The sequence below is a fragment of the Rhizobium deserti genome (assembly GCF_004358025.1).
In the GTDB taxonomy this organism is placed as follows: Bacteria; Pseudomonadota; Alphaproteobacteria; order Rhizobiales; family Rhizobiaceae; genus Neorhizobium; species Neorhizobium deserti.
In genome coordinates this window covers 214,821-238,470 of record NZ_SMTL01000002.1, presented here as the reverse complement: position 1 = coordinate 238,470, position 23,650 = coordinate 214,821, and the positions used below count along the sequence as shown (strand labels likewise).

Annotated in this window: 24 protein-coding genes; 8 read left to right on the top strand and 16 right to left on the bottom strand. The window is 60.2% G+C overall.

Going from position 1 to position 23,650, the window contains the following annotated elements:
- Window positions 1–24: 24 nt before the first annotated feature.
- Both E2F50_RS07505 and E2F50_RS07500 read left to right on the top strand, forming a co-directional pair.
- Window positions 25–2,538: a GcvT family protein gene (locus E2F50_RS07505; protein WP_133315508.1), complete on the top strand. Its 2,514-nt coding sequence runs from the start codon at window positions 25–27 to the stop codon at window positions 2,536–2,538.
- 180 nt (window positions 2,539–2,718) lie between these two features.
- A complete protein-coding gene (locus E2F50_RS07500) occupies window positions 2,719–3,567 on the top strand; it encodes a response regulator (RefSeq protein ID WP_133315506.1) in 849 nt (282 codons plus the stop codon).
- A gap of 120 nt (window positions 3,568–3,687) precedes the next feature.
- Here the strand turns inward: E2F50_RS07500 and E2F50_RS07495 are convergent, their stop codons facing one another.
- Entirely contained in the window at window positions 3,688–4,716 is a 1,029-nt protein-coding gene (locus E2F50_RS07495; protein ID WP_133315504.1) for a GlxA family transcriptional regulator, read from the bottom strand.
- A gap of 226 nt (window positions 4,717–4,942) precedes the next feature.
- The gene (locus E2F50_RS23185) at window positions 4,943–5,155 is read right to left on the bottom strand and encodes a hypothetical protein (protein WP_133315502.1); all 213 of its coding nucleotides are present in this window, start codon (window positions 5,153–5,155) and stop codon (window positions 4,943–4,945) included.
- Window positions 5,156–5,323: 168 nt separating this feature from the next.
- Here E2F50_RS23185 and E2F50_RS07485 point away from each other — a divergent pair, with 168 nt between their 5' ends.
- The gene (locus tag E2F50_RS07485) at window positions 5,324–6,262 is read left to right on the top strand and encodes a LysR family transcriptional regulator (RefSeq protein ID WP_425375369.1); all 939 of its coding nucleotides are present in this window, start codon (window positions 5,324–5,326) and stop codon (window positions 6,260–6,262) included.
- An 18-nt stretch (window positions 6,263–6,280) separates the two neighbouring features.
- Here the strand turns inward: E2F50_RS07485 and E2F50_RS07480 are convergent, their stop codons facing one another.
- From E2F50_RS07480 to E2F50_RS07460, 5 genes are all read right to left on the bottom strand, one after another.
- Window positions 6,281–8,317, bottom strand: coding sequence for an ASKHA domain-containing protein (locus E2F50_RS07480; RefSeq protein ID WP_133315498.1), 2,037 nt, complete (start codon window positions 8,315–8,317; stop codon window positions 6,281–6,283).
- Window positions 8,318–8,327: 10 nt separating this feature from the next.
- Complete coding sequence (locus tag E2F50_RS07475) at window positions 8,328–9,290, bottom strand: methyltetrahydrofolate cobalamin methyltransferase (RefSeq protein WP_133315496.1); 963 nt, start codon at window positions 9,288–9,290, stop codon at window positions 8,328–8,330.
- Window positions 9,291–9,341: 51 nt separating this feature from the next.
- Complete coding sequence (locus tag E2F50_RS07470) at window positions 9,342–9,644, bottom strand: virulence factor (protein WP_133315494.1); 303 nt, start codon at window positions 9,642–9,644, stop codon at window positions 9,342–9,344.
- A gap of 89 nt (window positions 9,645–9,733) precedes the next feature.
- The gene (locus E2F50_RS07465; RefSeq protein ID WP_133315492.1) at window positions 9,734–10,510 is read right to left on the bottom strand and encodes a formyl transferase; all 777 of its coding nucleotides are present in this window, start codon (window positions 10,508–10,510) and stop codon (window positions 9,734–9,736) included.
- A 64-nt stretch (window positions 10,511–10,574) separates the two neighbouring features.
- Window positions 10,575–11,216, bottom strand: a complete 642-nt coding sequence (locus E2F50_RS07460; RefSeq protein WP_133315490.1) for a DUF1638 domain-containing protein — start codon at window positions 11,214–11,216, stop codon at window positions 10,575–10,577.
- A gap of 14 nt (window positions 11,217–11,230) precedes the next feature.
- Between E2F50_RS07460 and E2F50_RS07455 the strand changes: the two genes are divergently transcribed.
- Window positions 11,231–11,392: an entericidin domain-containing protein gene (locus E2F50_RS07455; protein WP_133315488.1), complete on the top strand. Its 162-nt coding sequence runs from the start codon at window positions 11,231–11,233 to the stop codon at window positions 11,390–11,392.
- Window positions 11,393–11,418: 26 nt separating this feature from the next.
- Here the strand turns inward: E2F50_RS07455 and E2F50_RS07450 are convergent, their stop codons facing one another.
- Entirely contained in the window at window positions 11,419–12,120 is a 702-nt protein-coding gene (locus E2F50_RS07450; protein WP_133315486.1) for a corrinoid protein, read from the bottom strand.
- Window positions 12,121–12,390: 270 nt separating this feature from the next.
- Between E2F50_RS07450 and E2F50_RS07445 the strand changes: the two genes are divergently transcribed.
- Together E2F50_RS07445 and E2F50_RS07440 are read left to right on the top strand one after the other, a co-directional pair.
- Complete coding sequence (locus E2F50_RS07445) at window positions 12,391–13,965, top strand: trimethylamine methyltransferase family protein (protein ID WP_133315484.1); 1,575 nt, start codon at window positions 12,391–12,393, stop codon at window positions 13,963–13,965.
- Between the two features lie 101 nt (window positions 13,966–14,066).
- Window positions 14,067–14,744, top strand: coding sequence for a 4Fe-4S dicluster domain-containing protein (locus E2F50_RS07440; protein ID WP_133315482.1), 678 nt, complete (start codon window positions 14,067–14,069; stop codon window positions 14,742–14,744).
- Here the strand turns inward: E2F50_RS07440 and E2F50_RS07435 are convergent.
- The 8 genes from E2F50_RS07435 to E2F50_RS07400 all read right to left on the bottom strand — a co-directional run bounded on the left by E2F50_RS07435 (window position 14,741) and on the right by E2F50_RS07400 (window position 22,128).
- Window positions 14,741–15,091 (bottom strand): hypothetical protein, encoded by a 351-nt coding sequence (locus E2F50_RS07435; RefSeq protein ID WP_133315480.1) that lies wholly within the window; start codon window positions 15,089–15,091, stop codon window positions 14,741–14,743. The genes E2F50_RS07440 and E2F50_RS07435 overlap by 4 nt on opposite strands.
- A gap of 16 nt (window positions 15,092–15,107) precedes the next feature.
- Window positions 15,108–16,118 (bottom strand): betaine--homocysteine S-methyltransferase, encoded by a 1,011-nt coding sequence (gene bmt / locus E2F50_RS07430; RefSeq protein ID WP_133315478.1) that lies wholly within the window; start codon window positions 16,116–16,118, stop codon window positions 15,108–15,110.
- 94 nt (window positions 16,119–16,212) lie between these two features.
- The gene (locus E2F50_RS07425) at window positions 16,213–17,265 is read right to left on the bottom strand and encodes a quaternary amine ABC transporter ATP-binding protein (RefSeq protein ID WP_133315476.1); all 1,053 of its coding nucleotides are present in this window, start codon (window positions 17,263–17,265) and stop codon (window positions 16,213–16,215) included.
- Complete coding sequence (locus E2F50_RS07420; protein ID WP_161974055.1) at window positions 17,258–18,166, bottom strand: ABC transporter permease; 909 nt, start codon at window positions 18,164–18,166, stop codon at window positions 17,258–17,260. Before E2F50_RS07420 ends, E2F50_RS07425 begins: the two co-directional genes overlap by 8 nt.
- A 182-nt stretch (window positions 18,167–18,348) precedes the next feature.
- Complete coding sequence (locus tag E2F50_RS07415; RefSeq protein WP_133315472.1) at window positions 18,349–19,347, bottom strand: ABC transporter substrate-binding protein; 999 nt, start codon at window positions 19,345–19,347, stop codon at window positions 18,349–18,351.
- A 704-nt stretch (window positions 19,348–20,051) separates the two neighbouring features.
- Window positions 20,052–20,606 carry a nuclear transport factor 2 family protein gene (locus tag E2F50_RS07410; protein WP_133315471.1) on the bottom strand — a complete coding sequence of 185 codons (555 nt, stop codon included), beginning with the start codon at window positions 20,604–20,606 and terminating at the stop codon, window positions 20,052–20,054.
- A gap of 27 nt (window positions 20,607–20,633) precedes the next feature.
- Entirely contained in the window at window positions 20,634–20,897 is a 264-nt protein-coding gene (locus tag E2F50_RS07405; protein WP_133315469.1) for a hypothetical protein, read from the bottom strand.
- A 772-nt stretch (window positions 20,898–21,669) separates the two neighbouring features.
- Window positions 21,670–22,128, bottom strand: coding sequence for a DUF3828 domain-containing protein (locus tag E2F50_RS07400; RefSeq protein ID WP_133315467.1), 459 nt, complete (start codon window positions 22,126–22,128; stop codon window positions 21,670–21,672).
- 297 nt (window positions 22,129–22,425) lie between these two features.
- On the opposite strand from E2F50_RS07400, the gene E2F50_RS07395 reads away from it, so the two are divergent.
- Together E2F50_RS07395 and E2F50_RS07390 are read left to right on the top strand one after the other, a co-directional pair.
- Complete coding sequence (locus E2F50_RS07395; RefSeq protein WP_133315465.1) at window positions 22,426–23,049, top strand: DUF5343 domain-containing protein; 624 nt, start codon at window positions 22,426–22,428, stop codon at window positions 23,047–23,049.
- Window positions 23,042–23,626 (top strand): Swt1 family HEPN domain-containing protein, encoded by a 585-nt coding sequence (locus E2F50_RS07390; protein ID WP_133315463.1) that lies wholly within the window; start codon window positions 23,042–23,044, stop codon window positions 23,624–23,626. Before E2F50_RS07395 ends, E2F50_RS07390 begins: the two co-directional genes overlap by 8 nt.
- The last annotated feature ends 24 nt before the right edge of the window (window positions 23,627–23,650 follow it).

Here is a 23,650-nt window from a genome sequence, read left to right as displayed (position 1 = left end):
CGGGCCGAAGAGGGGTTCATTTTCATGAAGACACATGCACGGGCCGTGGTCATCGGTGGCGGCGTCGTCGGCGTTTCGACGCTGTACCATCTGGCCAGGAAGGGCTGGAGCGACGTGGTCCTGATCGAGCGCAAGGAGCTGACATCCGGCTCGACCTGGCACGCGGCTGGTCTTCTACCGCTTTTCAATCTGTCCTATTCTGTCGGCCAGCTTCACAAATACTCCGTTCGTTTCTACGAGGAACTGCAGGAAGAAACCGGCATGAATGTCGGCTTCTCGAAGGTTTCAAATATCCGGCTGGCCCGCACCAAGGACCGGTGGGACGAATACATGTATTACGCCGGCATTGCCGAGACGATCGGCGTCAAGGTGAATGTGCTGACGCCGGAAGAGGTCAAGGAGGTTTGGCCGCTCTGCGAGACTGACGGCCTGCTGGGCGCCATCCAGCATCCGGACGACGGCTATATCCAGCCGGCCGATCTCACCCAGGCGCTCGCCAAGGGCGCCCGCGACCGCGGTGCAACAATCTACCGTAACACGGCCGTCACGGCGATCGAGCAGCAGCCGGACGGCCTTTGGAAGATCACCACCGATAAGGGCGAAATTACTGCCGAGCACGTTATTTCCTGTACCGGCTCCTTTGCCCGCAAGACGGGCGAAATGGTGGGCATCAACGTGCCGGTCATTCCGGTGGAACACCAGTATATCGTCACCGAACCGCATCCTGCCATCCAGGATCGCCGCCGCCAGGGCTTACCGGAAATGGGCGTGCTGCGCGAATCCGACAGTGCCTGGTATATGCGCGAGGAAGCCGGCGGCCTGATCCTCGGCCCCTACGAAGTCGGTGCACCGGTCTGCTATGTCGACGGTCCTTCAGAGGGCAGCGAATACGAGCTCTTCCAGGAGGATCTCGAGCGCCTGATGCCGCATATCGAAGCCGCTATCGCGCGCGTGCCCGCTTTCGGCCAAGTCGGCATCAAGAAAGTCTACAACGGCGCGATCGCCTATACGCCGGACGGTAACCCGATCGTCGGTCCGGCGCCCGGTTTGAAGAGTTTTTGGCTCAACGAAGGCCATTCCTTCGGCATCACGGCTGCAGGCGGCGCCGGCTGGCAGCTTGCCGAGTGGATCGTCGATGGCGAGCCGACGGTCGACCTGATGGGCGTCGATCCGCGGCGCTTCGGTCCATACGCAACGGAAGGCTACCTGATCGCCAAGAACGAAGAAGCCTATGCCAATGTCTTCACCATGCATTATCCCGACGAAGAGCGTTCGGCAGCCCGGCCTTTGAAGACGACGCCGATCTATGACCGGTTGAAGAAACTCGGCGGCGTCTTCGGCTCGGTTTATGGCTGGGAGCGGGCCAATTGGTACGCACCGCAAGGCTACGATATTCCCAAGGATCAGCTCGGTGTCGGTGCCGATGTCATCACCAATCACAATCATGCGCCGCCGCTCGAAGACGGCCGGATTGTCGAAAAATGGTCCTTCCGCCGCTCGAACTATTTCGAGCATGTCGGCAACGAGGTCAAAAACGTCCACGAGAATGTCGGCGTGCTCGACATGTCTCCCTTCGCCAAGATCGAAGTATCCGGCCGCGGCGCACGCGCTTGGCTGGATTCCATCCTCGCCAATGCAATCCCGAAGAAGCGTGGCCGCATCGCACTCTGCCATGTCCCGACACCGGCGGGCGGCGTCAAGGCGGAATTCACCGTCTATGAATGGGCGCCTGACCGCTTTTATATGGTGTCGGCGGGCGCCTTGGAGGCGCACGATCACGACCTCCTGCATCGACTTGCGCCGAGCGACGGCTCTGTCGTTCTGCAGCCCATTACACAGAAATACGGTGTTCTTGTCCTCGCCGGTCCGAAGTCGCGCGACCTGTTGAAGAAGCTGACCCGCACCAGCCTCGACACCAAGGATTTCCCTTGGCTGACCGCAAAGCCCATCTCGGTCGGCATAGCCACCGCGCACGCTTTGCGCGTCAACTTCGTCGGTGAACTCGGTTGGGAACTGCATCATCCGATCGAAATGCAGACCTATATTTTTGACAAGCTGATGGAAGCGGGCGCCGAATTCGGCATCAAGCCCTTCGGCATCCGTGCCATGAGCGCCATGGCAGTCGAGAAGTCCTACCGCAATATGGGCCGTGAGCTGTCGATCGAATACAATGCCTACGAATCTGCACTGGATCGCTTTGTCCGCCCGGAAAAGTCCTTCATCGGCCGGGATGCCATGCTGGCCTATAAGGAAAGCGGCCTGAAATGGAATTTCGCGACTTTGATCGTGTCCGGCAGCAGCGATGTCGACGCGCGGGGTTCGGAAGCCATCTATGGCGAAGGGGGCGAACTCGTCGGTCGCGTTACGAGCGGAGGCTTCGGCTGGCGTATCGGCCAGTCCGTGGCGCTGGCCATGGTCAAGCCGAGCTCTGCGGCGGTCGGCACCAAGCTGAAGATCAAGATACTCGGAACGCTCTACGACGCGACGGTCGTGCCGGAAAGTCCCTTCGATCCCGACAACCTTGTCCTAAGGGCCTGACAGACGGTCTCACTCGCCGGTAAAAGTAATACGCCTGAGTAATAAAGCGTTCACCCAAACGGGCGGTCTTTCGGCCGCCCGTTCCATTTTGGTAATTTCGAGAAGTCTGAATTAACGCTTCTGCAAATCGTTTGCGCAATACTTGTTCCAAGAGGGCACAGTAATCATAGAAGGGGCATCATGACTTTCCTCGGCATTTCCGGGATGCAGTATTCCGGCCAATCTCTGGCAAATTCGCGCATCCTGCTTGCGGAGGATTCGAATGTATTTACGTCCATGATCGGCACGCGCCTTAAAGAGCTGTTCAATATCGACGTGGAGATCTGCCGCAACTTCGAAGAGCTGCAGCTGGCCTATGACCAGTCGTCCGAACCCGTGACGCTTGCCATTTCGAATATCAATCTGCCGGGCGCTGAAAATGGCGAGGCGCTGGAATACCTGATCGACCTGTCGATCCCGACTGTGATCTTTACCGGTACTTTCCATGAAGCAACACGCGACAAGCTGCTCGCCAAGGATGTTGTCGACTATATCTTGAAGGACAATGTCTTCGCGGTCGAGATGCTGGCCGAATCGGTTTGCCGCTTCCTCACCAACCACCGTCATCACGTGCTGATCGTCGACGACAGCCCGACGGCGCGGGCTCTGCTGACCAGCCGATTGAAGCGCTACAATTTCCGCGTCAGTACCGCTGAAAACGGCGCCAAGGCCCTCGAACTTCTCAAGAAGAACCCGGATATCGGCCTGGTCGTCACCGACTACAACATGCCCGACATCGACGGCTTCGAACTGACGCGCCGTATCCGCTCGGTTCGCGGTTCACATGAATTGCGTATCATCGGTGTGTCATCGTCATCGAACCGGCTGCTTTCGGCTCGCTTCCTCAAGGCCGGCGGCAACGACTTCATGCTGCGGCCGTTCATCGACGAGGAATTCTACTGCCGCGTCAACCAGAACCTCGACACGCTGATCCAGATCCGTTCGATGCAATCGGCCCGTAAGGACGCGGCCATCAAGAACGTCGCCTGATCGTCAACCGATCGAAGCATCGCAGACCAGCCGCAGTCCGTGGAGCCAGCGCTTCCAGACTGCGGCTTCTTCTTTTCCGGCGCCCAGAAGCGGCGCCCTGCAAGGAGGCGCTGGTGAGGTTCAGACGACGACGCCGGTCCGCGCCGTATTCATGGTCAGCTTGCGTTCGGCGCGTTCCTGCTGCGGAGACCTGTTGTAGACTTCCCGGTAGCATTTGGAAAAATGTGAGGCGGACACGAAGCCGCAGGCGACGGCAACTTCCACCACGGGCATGGACGATTGCACCAGCAGGTGCCTTGCCCGGTCGAGGCGGATTTCCAGATAGTAGCGGGCCGGCGAGCGGCCCATTTCCTGGCGGAACAGCCGTTCGATCTGGCGGCGCGACAGGCCCACCTCATCCGCAATCTCCACCAGCGACAGCGGCTCGGAAAGATTGCTTTCCATCAGCTCTATGATCGACAGAACCTTGCCGTTCTGCACGCCAAGTCGGGCGCGCAGCGGCAGCCTTTGGCGGTCGTGCGGATTCCGCACCCGGTCGGTCAATTGTTGTTCGCAGACCCGATTGACGAGATTGTCACCGAAATCCTGGCCGATCAGGTTCAGCATCATGTCGAGCGAGGCGGTGCCGCCGGCGCAGGTATAGAGGTTCGCATCGACTTCATAGAGATCGGCATAGACTTCCGCCTGCGGGAAGGCCTCTGCGAAGCCGGGCAGGTTTTCCCAGTGAATGGCACATCGCTTGCCGTTCAACAGGCCGGCCTGGGCCAGCACATGGGCGCCGGTGCAAAGGCTGCCGACCGCGATGCCGCGGTTATAGGTTTCCCGCAGCCAGGCGTTGACGGACTTGTTCTGGAATTCTTCCACATAGATGCCGGAACAGACGAGCAGCATATTCGGCCGGTTCTCGCCGCCGAGATTGCGTCGCTCGTCGGCGAGCGAAGAGTTGACTTCAATGCCGATGCCGCTCGACGAGTAAACCTTCTCGCCGTCGGCGGAACAGAGGCGCCAGGTATAGGCCGAGTAGCCGAGCATCCGGTTGGCAATCCTCAGCGTCTCCACCGCAGCCGCGAACGGAAGCATGGTAAAATGCGGCACCAGGAAGAAAACGATAGACCGCTTCTTGGTCGGGCTTCTGCTTGTCACATCCATGTTGTCGTTCCCCTTGATCTTTTGCCGCCATGAAAGCGGAAGATACTTTAAAAGCGACACTGACATGGAAAAACAGCGTGGAAAAGGGACCCTGACGACCAGGCGATAACAATTTTGCGACATCTGAAAGTCGCAACGGCTGCGCGCCGGGAACGACAGGCGCCTGAAGCACATTTTGAGGCTCGCGCGGCAGGTTTGCGCGGGCCTCAATCGTGACGCGGGCGGCTCATCGCTTGTCCGCTGCAGTCTGGATGCTGGTCGGCCAGCCGATGTCCTTGCGGATGTCTGCGGGCAGGGACTCCAGCATCTTTTCCGTTTGACGACGATGCAGCTCGGCGCGGAACCTGGAGATCCACAAGCGAGCGGGAATTAGAAAGGAACCAGTCTGGCTCGGGTGGTGCCAGGCACGGTCGGTTCCGGGATAGCTGATAACAGTCATGGTCATGCTCCTTGGATGTTGTGGACGGTCTCGCCGCGACACTGCGGGGCGAGGATCCATCAATCAATCGGATGAAGATGATGCGTCTCATGACTTTTCGTGGTGGTTGGAGGCGCTTCCTTCCGATGTTCTGGAGTATCTGCTTGGTTTGACATTCAATCAAACGAAATGATATGGTGCTTAAGTTCAATAAATCTGATGGAGAGTTTGATGAACGCCCCGTTCCGCCCGCCCCTTCCTCTTCTCGACAATGACGTGCTTCGCACCTTCGTCGCGATTGCTGAGACGGGTAACTTCTCCACTGCGGCAGAAGCGGTATTGCGGACGCCGTCTGCCGTGTCGATGCAGATCAAGAAGCTCGAGGACCAGTTGAAGACGACGCTCTTCCTGCGCGACGCACGGTCGGTAACGCTGACCCAGCACGGCGAAATGCTGCTCTCTTATGCCCGGCGCATGCTGGCCTTGTCGAACGAGGCGGTGTCGCGTTTCGTTATGCCGGAGCTTGCAGGCGTGGTGCGGCTCGGTGCACCCGACGACATTGCCGAACGGCTGCTGCCCAAGGTGCTGAAAAGCTTCGGCGAAAGCTTTCCCGGCATCATGGTGGACGTGACGGTCGACCAGAGCTTGCTCCTCAAGAAGCGACTCGATGAACAGCGGCTGGATCTGGCACTGATCAACTGCGCCACACGCCCCTTCGTCACCGTCGGTGAGATAATTCACTCGGAAAAGCTCGTCTGGGCAGGCGCAAAATGCGGCACCGCGCATCTTCGCGACCCACTGCCGATTTCCGTCTGGGAAGATGGCTGCGTCTGGCGCCAGGATGCTATTTCTCAGCTTGAGAAGCATAAGCGGCCCTATCGTATCGCCTATGCAAGCGCCCATACCATGGCGCAGCGCGCCGCGGTGGTTTCGGATCTCGCCATTGCGCCTTTCCCGCGCTCCTACCTGACCGACGACATGCAGGTGCTCGGACCGAAGGAAGGTCTGCCCGAACTGATCAGTTTCGACATCCGGCTGCTGACATCGCCGCAGCTTTCCATTCCGGGAAAGGCAGTGGCCGAAAGCATCCGCGAAGCCTTTGGATCGATGATCGCTGCAGCCGCGTAGCCTCAGGCTGCAATCAGTTCAGTCCCGGGTGCGGCGGCGCCTGCGACCGCCCTCAGTTGCTGCGTCGGCGCCGGCCTTGCGCTCCGGCAGTTTTACAACCGCTTCCAGGTTGGGAAACCCGTCCACCTTATTCGGCAGGGCCATGGCGGCTACGAAATGCTCCTGAAATTTTGGTTCAAGCGCCGTCTCTATCTTGTCGATTCTCTTGACGGTTTCTTCTATCTCGCGCCGATAATCGCGGTTCAGCAGGCACATACGGGCACCGGTCCCGGCGGCATTTCCGACCGCCTTCACCTTGGCGAGATCGCAATCGGGCACCAATCCGAGAATGAGCGCGTATTTCGGATCGATGAAGGTGCCGAAGGCGCCGGCCAGGCCGATGCGGTCCACATGTTCGACACCCTGCTTGTCCATCAGCAGCTTGACGCCGGCATAAAGTGCGGCCTTGGCGAGCTGGATGGCGCGCACGTCGTTCTGCGTCACCAGAATGCGCGGTGAGCCTTCATGCACGAGATAGGAGAAGGTTCGGCCGTCTGCCAAGACCCGCGGCGATCGCTCGGCGAGCGACCCGTCGACGACGCCATCCTCGGAGATCAGGCCGGCGAGAAACATTTCGCCAATGACCTCGATAATGCCGGAGCCGCATATGCCCGTGACGCCGGTGGCAGCCGAGGCTTCGGCAAAGCCCGGCTCGTCCGACCAGGGCTCCACGCCGATCACCCGGAAACGGGGCTCTAGTGTCACCGGATCGATTCGGATCCTTTCGATCGCACCGGGCGCCGCGCGTTGGCCGGAGGAAATCTCGGCGCCCTCGAATGCCGGGCCGGTCGGCGAAGAGGCGGCGACGACTCGGGCGGCATTGCCGAGCACGATTTCCGCGTTGGTGCCGATATCCACCATCAGCATCATTTCGTCCTGTCGATGTGGCCCCTCGGACAGCGTCGCCGCAGCGGCATCGGCGCCGACATGGCCTGCAATGCAGGGCAGAATATAGGTACGGGTGCCTTCGTTCATCGGCAGGCCGATGTCGGACGATCTGACCTGCACAGCCTCGGAAACCGCCAGTGCAAATGGCGCGCCGCCAAGCTCGGTCGGATCGATGCCAAGGAAGAGGTGGTGCATGATCGGATTGCCGACAAAAACGCTGTCGAGAATGTCGGAGCGGGAAATTTCGCCATCGGCGCAGACCCGGTCGATCAGCGTATTCAACGCCTCGCGGACAGCGATGGTCATGGCTTCGCGACCATCCGGGTTCATCATCACATAGGAAACCCGGCTCATCAGATCCTCGCCGAAGCGGATCTGCGGGTTGGATGTGCCGGCGGACGCGATCGTGCGGCCCGACAGCAGCGACGACAAATGCATGGCAATCGTCGTCGAGCCGATATCGCAGGCAATTCCATAAGCCTCGTTCTTCAGACCCGGATAAAGGGCGATGAGGCGAGGGCGGTCTCCATCTGCGTCCTTGTGGATGGCCGCTGTCACCTTCCATTCGCCCTTGCGCAGGATCGACTGCACTTTCGGGATCAGGTGGAAGTCCACTTCCACGTTTTCGAAATGCCAGTCGGCGGCGAGTGCCGCCTTGAGCCGGTCGAGATCGCCGAGCGGCTTTTCCATGTCCGGCTCTTCGACCTCGACATAACACATGCGCACCGCCGGATTGCGCTCGAAGACCCGCTCGTCGACCGCCTTGCGCACGACCTGCGCATTGATCACCGTGTCCTGCGGCACGTCGATGACGAGGTCGCCGAGAATCTGCACCGAACAGGAGAGGCGCCGTCCTTCGGCCAGTCCGCGGACGCGGTCGTAGCGCTCTTCCTTCGGGCCGACCGGCGACAGGTGGTTATTGGAGGAGGTAATGCCGTGCTTGGCGAAATTACCTTCCTGCACCGAGACCTGGCACCGCCCGCAGGTGGCTCTCCCGCCGCAGACGCTTTCCACGTAAACGCCAAGCTGGCGCGCCGCATCGAGAACGGGTGTGCCCACCGGAAACCGGCCACGCTTGCCGGATGGCATGAACAGGACGAGGGGATCTCTGTCGGAAATGTCCGCCATGGTGTACTGCCTACTCCGTCGCTGCCCCGGCTCCGGCCCGAGCGGCGCGGCCGCCGCGGCGGCCGCCTGCGGCTAGAGGAGCGGCGGAAGTCGCAGCCGGGCCGCCTTCTGCCGGCTTGTAATCGCGGTAGGTCATGATCCAGTTGCCGCAATTGGCATCCGTGCCGTTGAGCACATTGGCGGCCCGCACCGCTTCCATTTCCTGCGGCCGGCACGGGTTCATGATGGCCGAGGTCATGCCGGCGCCGATCACCATGGGGATGAACCCGGCATTGATGCCGTGGCGGTGCGGCAGGCCGAAGGAGATGTTGGACAGCCCGCAGGTCGTGTTGACCTTCAGTTCGTTGCGCAGGCGGTAGAGCAGCGCAAAGACCTGGCGCCCTGCATCGCCCAGTGCGCCGATCGGCATGACCAGCGGGTCGACGACAATGTCTTCCGGCTTGATGCCGTGGTCCATGGCGCGCTCGACGATTTTCTTGGCGACGGCAAAGCGCACGTCCGGATCCATGGAAATCCCCGTCTCGTCATTGGAGATGGCAACGACGGGCACATCGTATTTCTTGCAGAGCGGCAGGATGGCTTCGAGCTTATCCTCCTCGCCGGTGACCGAGTTCACCAGCGGCCGGCCCTTGGCCACCTTCAACGCCGCCTCGATCGCCGCGGTCACCGAACTGTCGATCGACAAGGGCACGTCGACGAGACCCTGGACGATCTCCAGCGTCTGGACGAGCAGGGCAGGTTCGGTCTCGTTCGGATTGACTGAGGTTACTCCGGCATTGACGTCCAGCATAGTGGCACCGGCTGCGACCTGTTCCAGAGCGTCCTTGATCACCGTGTCGAAATTGCCCTCGATCATTTCTGCCGCGAGCTTCTTGCGGCCGGTCGGGTTGATCCGCTCGCCGATCACGCAGAAGGGCTGGTCGAAACCGATGACGACTTCTCGGGTTGCGGATGCGACGATGGTGCGGGTCATGGTGTCCTCCGGGCGCCGCTTGATCGGGCCAAATGATTGAGAAAGCGCGCTTCAGGCTGCTTCGCGTCCGCCGGCCTTCACCAGCGCCACGAGCCGTTCCTTGTCATAAGCCGCTTCCAGCTCGGCCGCCGCCTTATCGGCTTCTGCTTCGAGGTCGTCGCTGACAGAAAGCGGTTCGGCCTTTCGCCATTCGGCCAGGTAGTCGTCAGTTTCTGCCGCGCCGGTTCGCATGGCGCACATGTCGATCGCTTCGGTGAATCGCAGCGAAAGCTCTCGCTTGGCGGTTTGGCGGCCTTTTCTGATGATCACCTGCGCGGGAATATCCCGCCAATAAACGACGATGCGGTCAGCCATGAACTCCTCCGGTTGTCAGCCAGCATGCACGTCCCCGAGGGTAGGGACTGCGCTTGCCACGACGTCGCATGCAGCGAAAAGCGACGCGGCTACCAGATGCCCTTGGTAAGGCCGTGATAAAGCCACGTCCAGAGGGGCGGCGGGAAGCGCAGCACCGATTTCCCCGAAGGCGCGAAGGGTTTCAGCGTTCCGTCGACGGCATCCCGAAGCGCCCGCACGGCCATGTCAGTCGAGGCGGCGGTGAGGAGCAGCGGATAGGTGGCGAGGCTGTCGCTTCGCGAAGGCCTTATGCGTTGTTCGTAGAGCGTGCCGCCAGTGTCCACGCCGGCATCGACCAGATGGATTGTGGCGCCGAAATTTTCGTCGTCACGCTCGACGCGCGCCCAGTAGGCACCCATTTGGCCGCGATACATGGGATTGATGCCCGCATGGAAGTTGATGACGGGGCAGGGGATGGCGGCAAGCGTTGCAGGGGAAAGGATCCGGCAGGAAATGGTAAAGACGGCTGCCGGTTGAAGCCGTGTCACCGCCGCGTGACAATCGGGATGATTGAGCGATGCGACGGGCGTGACCGGCAGCTCCGGGTCTCTCTCGGCGGACAGGCCGTATTCCCGGAGGATTTCCGCCGAGCGCCGGGCGGCGACGTTCTTGCCGAGGCGCGAGGCGACCATTGTCCCCAACTGCCCCAGTGCGGTGACCCAGCCGAAGCGCCGGGCCCTGCGCTTAAACAGAGCCGACTTCGATTCCGGCTGTTCCTCGATCACATGCAGATCGGGAAAATGCCGGGCCAGCACGTTGACCATCATCTGCGGATTGGCGCCGCCGGCGGTCATCACGACGATAGGTGAAGAAGATCTCTGCTGCATCTTATCTCCGGCCAACCCCGCTCAATGCGAGCGGCATCCTCCACCGCAAAGCTGCAAGAAACGGTTAAGCCGACTGCAGGGCGTGTGACAGATCGCCATATCCGGTGAGCCGGTATTCATAGTCGAGGCCGAGGAAATCGGCCGCGGCGCGGGCCTTTTCCTGCAGGCTCTTATCCTCGTCCTGACTGAGGTAAACGAGCTTGCGGTAGTTGGCGAAGTAGATCTCCTTGAGCTCCGGATGCCGGTCGAGCCCCAGCGGCTCGATTACGAAGGCTTCGAACTGGCGGGCCAGGAAGTCGGTGAGGAAGAAGGAGAAGAGATCTTCGTCGGATTTCTCTGCGAACGCTTCATTGCCGGCGAAAAAGGAATAGCAGTGGGGCCCCTCGATGCGGGCGATGCCTTCCCGCTCGCAAAGCCGGTCGATATCACCGCCGGTGCCGCAATCGGCATAAGCGAAAAAGATTTTCTCGAAACCTGCCTGTCGGGCTTCCTCGACGGCTCTTTCCAATCCCGGAACGATCTTCTGGGGATAGGCGTGCCAGATCGCCGGCAGGCAGTTGAGGTCGATATGGGTGAGCCCCTGCTGGCGGCAAACCGCCAAAATCTCGCGTGCAATCGCTCCGCACGCAATCACGTGAACTTTTTCGCGAGTTGAACGTTCCTCCGGCGGAAAATCACTTTCCGACAATTTTTGATCCACATCCATCGGAGTATATTATCATGACGGCCAAGACAGTCACGGTTATCGCCGCACTTTTCGCGACGATGGTTTCTCTTTCTTCCTGCGGCAACACGATCCGCGGTATGGGCAAGGACACGGCAAATACCGTCGACGCGACCCAGTCTGCTGGCCGTACGGTCAACAAGGCCGCCAAGCGGTAATATCCAGTTTCGCCGCCGGTGGCTGATCAGCTGCCGGCGGCAAGGCTGTTGTGCTTGCGACGGATATATTCCTTGGCTGTCTCGACGGCGACCGCCGCGTCACGGCAATAGGCATCCGCGCCAACGGCCTTGCCGAATTCCTCGTTGAGCGGCGCGCCACCGACCAGCACGATGTAATCGTCGCGCATACCCTTTTCCTTCAGCGTATCGATAACAACCTTCATATAAGGCATGGTCGTCGTCAGAAGAGCCGACATGCCGAGAATGTCCGGCTGTTCCCGCTCGATCGCTTCCAGGTAGTTCTCGACCGGATTGTTGATGCCGAGATCGACAACGTCGAAGCCAGCACCTTCCATCATCATGCCGACAAGGTTCTTGCCGATATCGTGGATATCGCCCTTCACCGTGCCGATCACCATCTTGCCGAGTTTCGGCGCGCCGGTTTCGATCAGAAGCGGTCTGAGGATGTTCATGCCAGCCTTCATTGCATTTGCCGACAGAAGCACTTCAGGCACGAAGAGGATGCCGTCGCGGAAGTCGATCCCGACAATCCGCATGCCCTCGACCAGTGCCTGGGTCAGAACGTCGTAGGGCGTCCAGCCGCGATCGAGCAGGATATGCGTCGCTTCCTCGATCTCCTCCTTCATCCCGTCATAGAGGTCGTCGTGCATCTGCTGCACAAGCTCCTCGTCCGAAAGCTCCGCCAGAATGATTTCGTCGTCGGCCATGGAAGTCCTCCGGTTATGGGCTGAGTCGGCAAATCGGCATGCGTCACCACACCATATCTAGCCGCAAAACCTGCCGCAATTTCTTTTGTCTGCGACAGTCGCGCGTCGGAAACGCGACGCCGCGTCGCCAGATGAACGTCCCATCGTCGGGTTCTTGCCGCAGAATGGCAGCTCGTGTGCCGCAGACTGGCAGAGCCGTGCTTGAACAAGCGCCTAGCATGGCGCATCAAGGGATGGCGCGGTTTAAGCGGCACAAGGTGAGGAAAATCCATGGACGAGATCACTGAGCAGACGGAGCAGGCGGCATCCTCGGGGCGGCGGGGCCGCGGTGAACGCGGGGCAGCCGGGAGACGTGCGGCACGCACCGGCGGAGGTCCTGGCCCATCGCTTCCCTATATCACCCGCAAGATCGGCGTTTATGAAGTGCTGGACGAGGAAGGGCTGCAGCTCATCGAGCGCAATGCCGATACGGTGCTCGAAGAAATCGGCATCGAGTTCCGCGACGATGCGGAGGCGCTTGCGCTTTGGCGTGAAGCCGGGGCCAACATCAAGGGCGAGAGGGTCCACTTTCCCAAGGGCCTTTGCCGCGAACTTCTGAAGACGGCGCCGACAGAATTTACATGGCACGCCCGCAACCCGGAGCGCAGCGTCCAGATCGGCGGCAAGGCCACCGTTTTCGCGCCTGTCTACGGCCCGCCCTTTGTGCGCGACCTGGACGGCGTCCGGCGTTATGCGACGATCGAGGATTTCCGCAATTTCGTGAAGCTCTCCTATATGGCGCCGTCCATGCACTCGTCCGGCGGTACGGTTTGCGAGCCGGTGGATGTTCCGGTCAACAAACGGCATCTCGATATGGTCTACAGCCATATGAAATATTCCGACAAGCCATTCATGGGTTCGGTCACGGCACCCGAACGCGCCGAAGACACGGTCGCCATGGCGAAGATCCTCTTCGGCGACGATTTCGTCGAAAACAACTGCGTGACGCTCAACCTCATCAACGCCAATTCCCCCATGGTCTTCGACGGAACCATGCTCGGCGCACTGAAGGTTTACGCCCGCCATAACCAGGCGTCTGTCGTATCGCCCTTCATCCTGTCTGGCGCCATGAGCCCGGTGACAGTCGCCGGCACCCTGACGCAGATTCTCGCTGAGGTGTTGGCCGGGGCATCCCTGACTCAGTTGATCCGCAAGGGTTCGCCGGTGCTGTTTGGCACGTTCGCGGCGTCGATCTCCATGCAGTCGGGAGCACCGACCTTCGGTACGCCTGAGCCATCGCTTGTTTCCTTCGGCGCAGCGCAGCTTGCCCGGCGGCTTGGCCTGCCGTTCCGCACCGGCGGCACGCTTTGCGGCTCCAAGGTTCCAGACGCGCAGGCGGCGCATGAATCGGCCAATACGCTCAACATGACGCTACTGGCCGGCACGAACTTTGTTATCCACGCCGCAGGCTGGCTCGAAGGCGGGCTCGTTTCCTCCTACGAGAAGTTCATGATCGACCAGGATCAGCTCGGCATGATGCAGAAAATGGCCCAAGGGGTGGACCTGTCTTCGGAAGGCCAGGCGCTCGACGCCATGCGTGAGGTCGGCCCCGGCAGCCATTATCTCGGCTGCGCCCATACCCAAGCGCATTTCCAGACGGCTTTCTATCGTTCTGCACTGGCCGACAACAATTCTTTCGAACAATGGGAGATCGAGGGTGAGAAGCGCATCGAGCAGCGGGCCAATGCGCTTTGCCGTTCATGGCTGGATTCCTACGAAGCGCCGGCACTTGATCCGGCGATTGACGAAGCCCTGCTTGCCTTCATCAAGGACCGCAAGGAGTCCATGCCCGACGCCTTCACCTGAAGAGAGCCCGAGGCCGCCAGGGAGCAAGGCGGTGCAAGGCTGGTTGCCGATTTCATACAGGAAGGCGTATGGCGGCCGCATTATAGATATCAGGGGCCGCGATGAACGTCCCTTTGGCAATCGCCGAACAGGTGGCCCAGGCATTGGAGCCGACCGGCATACGCGTCCGCGGCATTGTCAACTTTGGTCAAGGCGAGGGGCCGCGTCTGGAGGATGGGTCACCGGCACAATCGGTTGTGCTGCTCGGCAATATCGGCGGGTCGATCTGGCCCGCCTTCTCGGCGTGGAGACGGAGCTATCAAGGCCGCGATCCTCTGGACACCTGGTCCAAGGCGATGATCCTGCCGGTGGCGCGCCGCATGCATGCAGCCGCCTACTTTCCGTCCGACATGCCCTGGCACCCGTTCCAGCAATGGGCGATGCGAGCGGAAGGGTTGAAGGCGTCGCCACTCGGCATGCTCATCCACCCCGCGCATGGCCTATGGCAAGGCTATCGCGGCGCACTCGGCTTGCCGTTCGAATTGCCTGGGCCACCGGCTGCCCCCACGCATCCTTGTGACGGCTGCCTCGACAAGCCATGCCTGTCCGCCTGTCCCGCGAACGCTCTGGGTGCCGACCGATTTGATGTGGCAGCCTGTCGCTCTTTTCTCGATACCCAATCCGTCGACCATGCCTGCATGGGATCGGGATGTCTTGCGCGCAATGCCTGCCCCCTCGGGGCCAGTTTCCGCTATCCGCAGGCGCAGCTGTGCTTCCACATGGCTTCCCTTAAGACCTAGATCTTTGCCTTGGGATAAGCCCGTTCCAGTCCGCCGGATCGGGTGAGCCCGTCCCGAAATGCCTGATAAGCGGCATGCTGGCTCGATTTCGCCGCTTCCGTGAGCCGGATCTGCAGGCGGGCAGGAGCGGAATTGCCGATCCACTCACCGCACTTCTGCAGCTTCAGCGAATTCAGGAACGAGCCTTCGGACGCCTTGTCGAGATAAAGATGCAGGCCTTCCAGAAAAAGATCATCCGATGTCGGGTTTTCCATGAGCAGCGTCAGCCAGTTCTGCTGCTCGGCGGTTAAGGATGCCAGGCTTTCCGCCACGGTTTCGCGGCTACCGATCGGAGAGATGCTCGTCATTATTGTTCCTATTCGATCACCCGCGGCGGCGACGTCTTTCCCTGCTGCCGTCGCCACCCGATTCGCTTGCGGTCTTATTGCGCAGCGGACCGATCTTGTCGACAATCTCCTCGACGGTCGGACGCGGGCGCGGCGTATATCCATCGATTGCCGCACGCATGGCCGACAGATGCTCGCAGGACGTGCCGCAGCAGCCGCCAATGATCCTGGCACCGGCATCGAGCGCCAGCCGCGCATATTCGGCCATCAGCGGCGGCGTTCCGGAATAATAGATCTCGGAGCCGCGGAACTCCGGGATGCCGCAATTGCCTTTGACGATGACGATCGCATCCGGATTGGCCGCGGTCATGTCGAGCAGGCTCGACAGAATATCGGAAGCCCCGACGCCGCAATTGGCGCCGACCGCAACTGGCCCGGCGCCGACATCCCTGGCCACGCCATGAATGTCCTTCGGGTCCAGGCCCATCATCGTCTTGCCGGCCGTGTCGAACGAGCCGGTATAGGTGTAGGGCATGCCCACATTGGTTGCCGCTTCCGCAGCTGCACGAATTTCGTCTGCCGAGGACATTGTCTCGATCCAGGCTATGTCGGCGCCGCCGGCTTTGAGGCCTTCCATCTGCTCCGCGAACGAGGAGACAGCGTCTTCATAGGACATGGCACCGAGCGGAATGAGCAATTCGCCTGTCGGCCCAACGGAACCGGCCACGATGACCTTGCGACCTGCTTTGTCGGCAACGGAACGGGCGATTTCGGCGGCCCGCTTGTTGAGTTCGTGAACGCGACCTTCCGCCTTGTGCAGCTTCAGGCGATGGCGGGTACCGCCGAAGGAATTGGTGAGGATGATATCGGCACCGGCATCAACGAAATCCTGATGCAGCTTCTCGATCTTTTCCGGCGCCGCCTCGTTCCACATTTCCGGCGCTTCGCCCGCTTCCAGACCCATGGCGAACAGGTTGGTACCGGTGGCGCCATCAGCCAAAAGGACGCCTTTTTCGGCCAGAAGTTCGGTCAGGGCATTCGTCTGCATGGCGCTGTTCCTCGGCGAGCTGAAGGATCTGATATAAGGGCCTCTCTGCACGGTAGCAAGCTGGCAGACCGCCGATCCGCGACGGCTGAGCCATTCACTCCGCCGCCATCCTGGCCGCCTCCGATCCAGCCGGGGTGACCATGGCCGCAACGATGGCTTGAAGGTCGAGCATGCCGACCGGGACGCCTGCCGCATCGACAACCACGGCCCGGGAGCTGCCGGTTTCGCAGATTTCCTTTGCTGCGTTTTCGAGCGTCATCTGCGAGGAAATCCGCAGCCCGTCCGCCGAGCCGTCCAGTGGCCGCATCACCGTTCCGGCCTTGATGACACGTCCGCGGTTCACTTCCTTGACGAAGGCGGCGATATAGCTGTCAGCCGGCGCCAGCACGATGTCCTGGCCAGTGCCCTGCTGTATGACTTGGCCATCACGCAGGATGGCGATCTTGTCGCCGAGCCTCAATGCCTCGTCGAGATCATGGGTGATGAAGACCACCGTCTTCTTCAACTCGGCTTGGAGATCGAGAAGAACCGTCTGCATATCGACCCGGATCAAAGGATCGAGTGCCGAATAGGCCTCGTCCATCAGCAATATGTCGGCGTCGTTCGTCAGCGCGCGGGCCAGGCCGACGCGCTGCTGCATGCCGCCCGACAACTGGTTCGGATAATGGTTTTCAAAGCCTGCGAGACCAACCCGTTCGATCCAGTAGCGGCCGCGCTTGGTGCTTTCCGTGCGCGGCACGCCTTGGATATCCAGACCATAGATGGTGTTTTCCATCACGGTGCGATGCGGCAGAAGCGCAAATTTCTGGAATACCATTGCCGTTTTGTGGCGGCGAAACTCCCGCAACTGCGCCTGGTTCATGCCGCAGATGTCAATACCGTCGTAAATGACCTCCCCGTAGGTCGGTTCGATGAGCCGGTTGATGTGCCGGATCAGCGTCGATTTGCCGGAGCCGGAAAGACCCATGACGACCGTAATGCCACCTGCCGGCATGACGATGTTGATATCCTTCAGACCGAGGACATGGCCATGCTTTTCGTTCAGTTCCGCCTTTGTGACACCGGACTTGACCGCGTCCACATGATCGCGACCGCATGGCCCGAAGATCTTGTAGAGGCCCTTGATCTCGATCCCATGACTAGCCATGCACGACCTCCGAATGTTTCTGGAGACGCTTGCCGAAGGCCTGGCTGGCGCGATCGAAGATGATGGCAATGGCAACGAGTGCAAACCCGTTCATGAAGCCGAAGGTGAAGAACTGGTTGTTGATGGCCTGCAGCGTGTTTTTGCCGAGCCCGCCGACGCCAACCATGGAGGCGACGACGACCATGGCCAGCGACATCATAATGGTCTGGTTGATGCCCGCCATGATGGTCGGCAGGGCGAGCGGCATCTGCACGTTCCAAAGCTTCTGCGCCGACGAGGAGCCGAATGCATCGGCGGCTTCCAGAACTTCCCTGTCAACCAGGCGAATGCCGAGATTGGTCAGGCGGATCATCGGCGGCACGGCATAGATGACGACGGCGATCAGGCCGGGCACCTTGCCGATCCCGAAGATCACGACGACCGGGATCAGATAAACGAAGCTCGGCAGCGTCTGCATGACATCAAGGGCCGGATTGATCGCGCTCTGGATACGCTCTGAACGCGCCATCAGAATGCCGATCGGCAGGCCGATGATGATGGCGATCAAGGTGGAGACGGTGACGATGGCGAGCGTGATCATCGTGTCGTTCCACAGGCCGATCACCCCGATCATGACCATGCCGATGGCCGTGCCGAGGGTGATGCGGATGCTGCGGCTGGCGAAATAGACGATCAGCATCATGACCGCCAGCACCACGATCCATGGTGAATTGGTGAACAGCTTTTCCAGATAGTTCAGGAACCATTGCAGCGGCTGCACGATGGTGTCGATGACGCTGGAATAGTCGCGCACCAGGCCCTTGAAGCCTTCGTCGATGACCTTGCGGGCGTCGCGGATATATTGGTCGCTGATTGCCGGAAAGCGACACAGAGCATTGGGCAGGAAACTGCAGGTCGCCATGATGTTTCCCTTCTGGTTCTTAGTTATGCCACAACCGGCATGGCTGCCCGATTGCAGGTTTAGTCTACCCGCTTTTCAAGGAGGGCTGAAGCTTCGGCTCCGGCAATGGATGTCGCGGAGCCGAAAGCGAGTCGGCGTGAGGCGGAAGATTGCCTGCCGAGGCAGCCTTCCGCCACCATCGCCTACAGCGACGCCTTGACCTTTTCCGCCACTTCCGGGCTCACCCATTTCGTCCAGATGTCCGGGCTGGTTTCGAGGAAGTGCTTGGCGGCATCCGCATTGGTGCCCTGGCTGTCGGTCTGCCAGGCCAGGATGCTGTTGACGGTCGCATTGCTCCACTTGCGCTTCTTGATGTAGTCCATGGCGACGCCGGCCTTTTCTGCGAACTGCTTGGTCACCACGGTGAAGGCCTGCGAGGTGGGGTAGGAATTGACCTTCGGATTGGGGCAGTCCGGAACGGCGGTGCAGGCGTCCCAGGCTGGCTTGTCATGCGGCACGTCGAAGGACAGCTTGACCATTTCATACTTGCCGAGAATGGCCGTGGGCGCCCAGTAATAACCGAGCCAGCCGGTCTTCTTTTCGAAGGCATTGGCAATGGAACCGTCGAGGCCTGCGGCAGAGCCCGTATCCACCAGTTCGAAATTCTTTTCCTTGGCGCCGAGCGCCTTGTAAAGATTGGCGGTCGACACCTGGCAATTCCATCCGGAGGGGCAGTTGGTGACGGCTCCCTTGGACTTGTCTTCGGGAGCCGGGAAGAGTTCCGGATGGGCCAGGGCCTGCTGCACCGTCTTGATATCGGGATGCGCGTCGGCCAGGAATTTCGGGATCCACCAGCCTTCGACCGCACCGTCGGCGAGAATTTCGGCGGCGATCACCAGGCGGCCTTCGGCAGCCGCCTTGTCGAGCGGGGTGCGCACGGCATTGACCCAGAATTCCGGCGCCATGTCCGGCTGGCCCTTCTCGTTCATCGAGGTGAAGGTCGGCATGGTATCGCCGGTGACGAGGTCGACGGAGCAGCCATAGCCGCTTTCGAGGATGATCTTGTCGACATTGGCGGCGACGCCGGCCGATGCCCAATTCATCTCGGCAATGGAGACGGAGCCGCAATCTGCCGCCTGTGCCGAGCCGGCAAGGGCGTAAAGACCGGCGGCGAAGACGGCGGAGCTAAGCAGGTATTTCATCTTAAGACCTCCCAGTCTTGATCGTTGCAATGTTCAGTTCCAGGGATGCCGATCATTCGGTCATCCGGCGGCTATGGCAGACGGTTGAGCAACCGGAGGCTGCGGCCCGCATGAAATCCGCTGAGACCTTGGCGTCTTGTGGCATCCGTGGATGCTTGCCACAGATGCTGCGCATTTATATGTCAGCCGGGCCAGCCTACGTGTTCCGATCAAGAAATCAACAGGCGCCGGGCAAAGGCGGCCGAAGCGGGCAATCGCCAAGGCGAGGACATTGCTCGGATTGCGGGAAGGGCGCGCCGGAAAAACCATCATCTGCCGCCAATATGCGCGCCGGGCGGGCAGGCGGAAGGGGCGGGGTCGAAGCGGGCGGAAATGTCACGCCCGAACTTTGCCCTTTTCTGCTCCATTCGCGCCGGACGCCAATCGAGGCGGGCGCGGAAGGCTTTTGAAAAAAATCTGCGGCGCAAAGCGAAAATTTCGCCGCTGATGTGCCCGACGCTAACGATCGGGTAAGGATGTGCGGCTATTCCTCTGCCTGCGGAACGAAAGCTCCGCCTCGGCGCCGGTCAAGGTAGTGCGTACCGGCCGCCCCCAGTTTCAGCGGACCTTCGTCGGGCGAGCCAGGATCGCCTGTCTCGCCCGAACCTCTTGCGGTTGTAGCCGGCGCGACAGGATCACCCCGCCGCCATGAAGCATAGGGCGCCTCAGCTGTAACCGCCGCCGGCCCGCTGTTCGGCCGCATCGCGCTGCGCCTGCACCATATCCTCTTCGCTTGCATCGCCGGCGTTTCCGCTGGCCTGGCTGTCAGTCTGGTTTTGGCCCCCATTGGTCTGTCCCCCATTGGTCTGGCTCGAAAGCTGCACCCGGCCGGTGTTTTCGCCGCCCTTGGAGCGGGCGGTCGGGATATGGCGGGTGTCGAAATAGGAGCGGAAGGCGGAAATCTTGTCGCCGCCGGTTTCCAGAATGCTGACGCCCTCGTAGGTGAAAGGTTTGCCGTCGATCGAGCCCTTGCTCGTCCATTCCAGAAAAGCGGTGCCGTCCTTTTCCGAAACGGTGCGGAATTCCGAGCGGATCTCCTCGAAGGCGTCGCGATACTGGCTCCAGAAGGTTTTCGCCGCATTCGGGCCGCCGCTCTCGTACTGCACCAGCGGATTTGCGATTTCGGCATTGTCGGCGAACAGGCCGGCGATCGCCGCCACGTCGCGTTCGGTTTCCAGGCGGTGCAGGGCGTCGATAAAGGTCTGGGTCAGGTCGAGCATCGGATTCTCCTCATGGGGCTCCAGAAGTCATGGGGCTTGAGAAGGGGAACCGGCAGAAGCGGGCCTTGTTCCTGCCGCCTGCAATTCTTCGTAGCGCAGCATGAACAGGCTCACCTGATCCATGTCGAGATTGCGCAGGCAGTAGGGCAGTTTCGTTGTCTCTCCATACCATTTGCAGAAGCCGGCGCGGCGGCAGGAGCGCTTGCGGCAGACGAGATGCGGGATGCGCAGCAGGTCCGCCGTCCGGTGGGCCAGGTCAAGGTCGAGGGGTGGCAGCATGAGATAGGACATGGGACTCCCTTGGCGATCTCGGGTTTTGTTTTTCGCCCGGGGAAAAAGGGGCGAAGGCATTTCGGACGGGGCGCAGAAAGCTGCCTCGTAATGTTTAGTTGGGTGGCACCTTTCAGCGCCCCGTTCGGCTGTTTTTATCCGCGACTTCGGCTCCTCTGCGATGACGGGATTTGCAGGAACAGTGGCGCGCCTTTCCCTTGACGGAAAGCGTCATGCACGCCCTCAGGCCCATCCTGGCCAGGCCATGACTGCCTCTTGCCAGGATCTTCCACCTGCGCCGCCGACAGCAAGGCTGCGAACAGCCCCGCGAACCGCCTGCGACGCGGTCCCGCCACCCTGTGTGCCGCACAAGCACGCCCGGCTTTTCGGGAGTTGGAAGCGGGCGGCCGGTTCAGGCCGCCGCTTCCCCCGCTTTGCCAGAGGGAAGCCAGTTTCCGCGGACCCGGATTGCAAGGTTTTGCGTCTCAACCCTCACGACCCGCGCCGGCCCCGCCTCGCCGGCACGCCTGCCGGTGTATCCGAAATCGGGACGCCGCTATTCTAGGCACAGGTTTGGAGGGCGGGGATGAAGGGGGATGAAGTTTATGCTAAGTAATTGACCGGCTTGACGCTGTTGCGCGAAAACATCCTCGCGGAATGGCTGCCGAGAGGGCATGCCGCCTGCGACGGCGCCATCTATACCAGCTCGTCATCCCGGCCTTGGAAGCGGGATCCAGCCGCCGCCCGTCGGCGCGGCGAGAGACGTCATAGAAGTCGTGCCGGAAGGGATGCGCTACTGGCCGCCGAGCAAATCGCGCAGGCTCCAGGGGAATTCGCCTTCCTGGTTGGCGATGTCGTCCACCTTCCAGCCGCCGCCTTCGCGCACCAGCGTGTAATAGAGCGTCACCTTCTCCGTGCCGTTGCGGAAATACACTTCCAGCTCGGCCCGGTCGCCGGTGAGGATCGGCGGCGAAAGTTTTATCCCCTTCGCCTCGCCATCCTGGCCGGAAATCACCGGATCGAAATCCACCGCCCCGACCTCGCCCTCGCCGGTGGCATCGCGGTCCTTCTGGAACAGTTTTTTCAACCCGCGCGAGAAGAAGGGCTGGTAGGGCGAGGGCGCATCCTCAGGCGTTTCGGCCGTGTCGTAGGCATAAAGCGCCTTGATCAGCGCCTGCGGGGTTTTGAAGGTCTCTGCACTCGCCGGGAGAAAGGAGAGGGCGAGGAGGGTGAAGGCGAGGAGGAGTCGCATGGGGATCCGTTGAAGCGTGTGGGGGAACATAAGCCACTCTCCGTGATGTGTAGGGAGAAGAATAGCGCCGGTTGAGGCCGCCCATTTCTTCCAGGATTAAAGGCGACAGGAGACGTTTTGGAGACTTCTGATGATGACGAGCTACGTAGTTCTTCAACTACCAACGCGGTCCAGCCACTACGTTGATATACAAGCCTAAGGATAGGTTCAGCATTCTTTTGAACTTCTAATTCGTTACTTTACGACGCTGCCCGCTTCCCTTTAACGTATGTCAGCAGGAGAGCGAGAGGGAGACGCATGGCTTTACCACCATTCATGAATTCCACCGGCTTAATTGGGAAAATTTTTGAGAAGATACAGCAGGCAAAAGTACCGCCACGCTACACCCAGGATTTCCAGGCAACTGTTCTAGGATATGGCTCTGGCAGTGCGAAGCCGTTCATCCCGTTCTTGAAGCGACTCGGCTTCATTCAAAGCGATGGGACGCCAACAGAGCTATATACTCGTTTCCGTAATGCCGACAGTAGCGGCGCAGCCATGGCCGAGGCCATGAGGAATGGTTACTCAGACATATTCCAGAAGAATGAATTCGCGCACGCACTCACGGACGACAAGTTGAAAAACCTCGTGGTTGAAGTAACTGGAAAAGAACCAAGCGACGGAGCAGTCGGCGCCATTGTCGGAAGCTTCAAGGCCTGCAAGCAACTTGCGGATTTTGATTCAGCCGTTGTGCCTGCGGTTGAAAAGCTTGAACCGTTGGGGATCTCAAAGTCGTTGGTGAAGCACGAATCTAGATCAAGTTCGTCGCCCGAATTGCGACTTGCTTACACGATCAACGTCAATTTGCCTGAGACGACCGACGTTAACGTCTATAACGCGATTTTTTCCGCAATTCGAGCGAACCTCTTGACCAATGAATAGCCTAGCTGACCGTATTCGCCTGTTTGCCTTGAACAACTTAGCCATCGAGGCTGCGATACAACGGGTTGAGCGCGATTACGAAGTCGACTTAGGGCATTTGCCGCCGAACGAACAAAAGATCGACGAAACTTATTATCCGCAGTTTGAACAGAAAATCCGTCGTGAAGCCGCTGAAATGAGCGCCCACTATCGTGTTTTCTACTGTCTGGAAAACTCCATTCGCTCTCTTGTTGTGGACGTTCTCTTCGAGAAGCACGGTGAACAATGGTGGCATGTTAGGGTGCCTGAAAATGTGAAAAGCCATGTCGCGTCAACGCGGAAAAAAGAAAAGGAATTTGGTGTTTCTGTACGATCGCAAGAGGCAATCGATTACACTACTTTTGGTGAGCTGTCAGAGATCATCAAATCCAATTGGAGCGACTTCAACGATATCTTTCAGGATATCAAAGCGCTTGAACGAGTCACCGCTACACTCAACGTGCTTCGCGGTCCCATTGCGCATTGCAAACCCCTTGCTGAGGATGAAGTGGTGCGTTTGCACCTCTCTATTCGTGACTGGTTCCGAGCAATGGGTTGATTTCATAACGAATTCTGCGGTCGT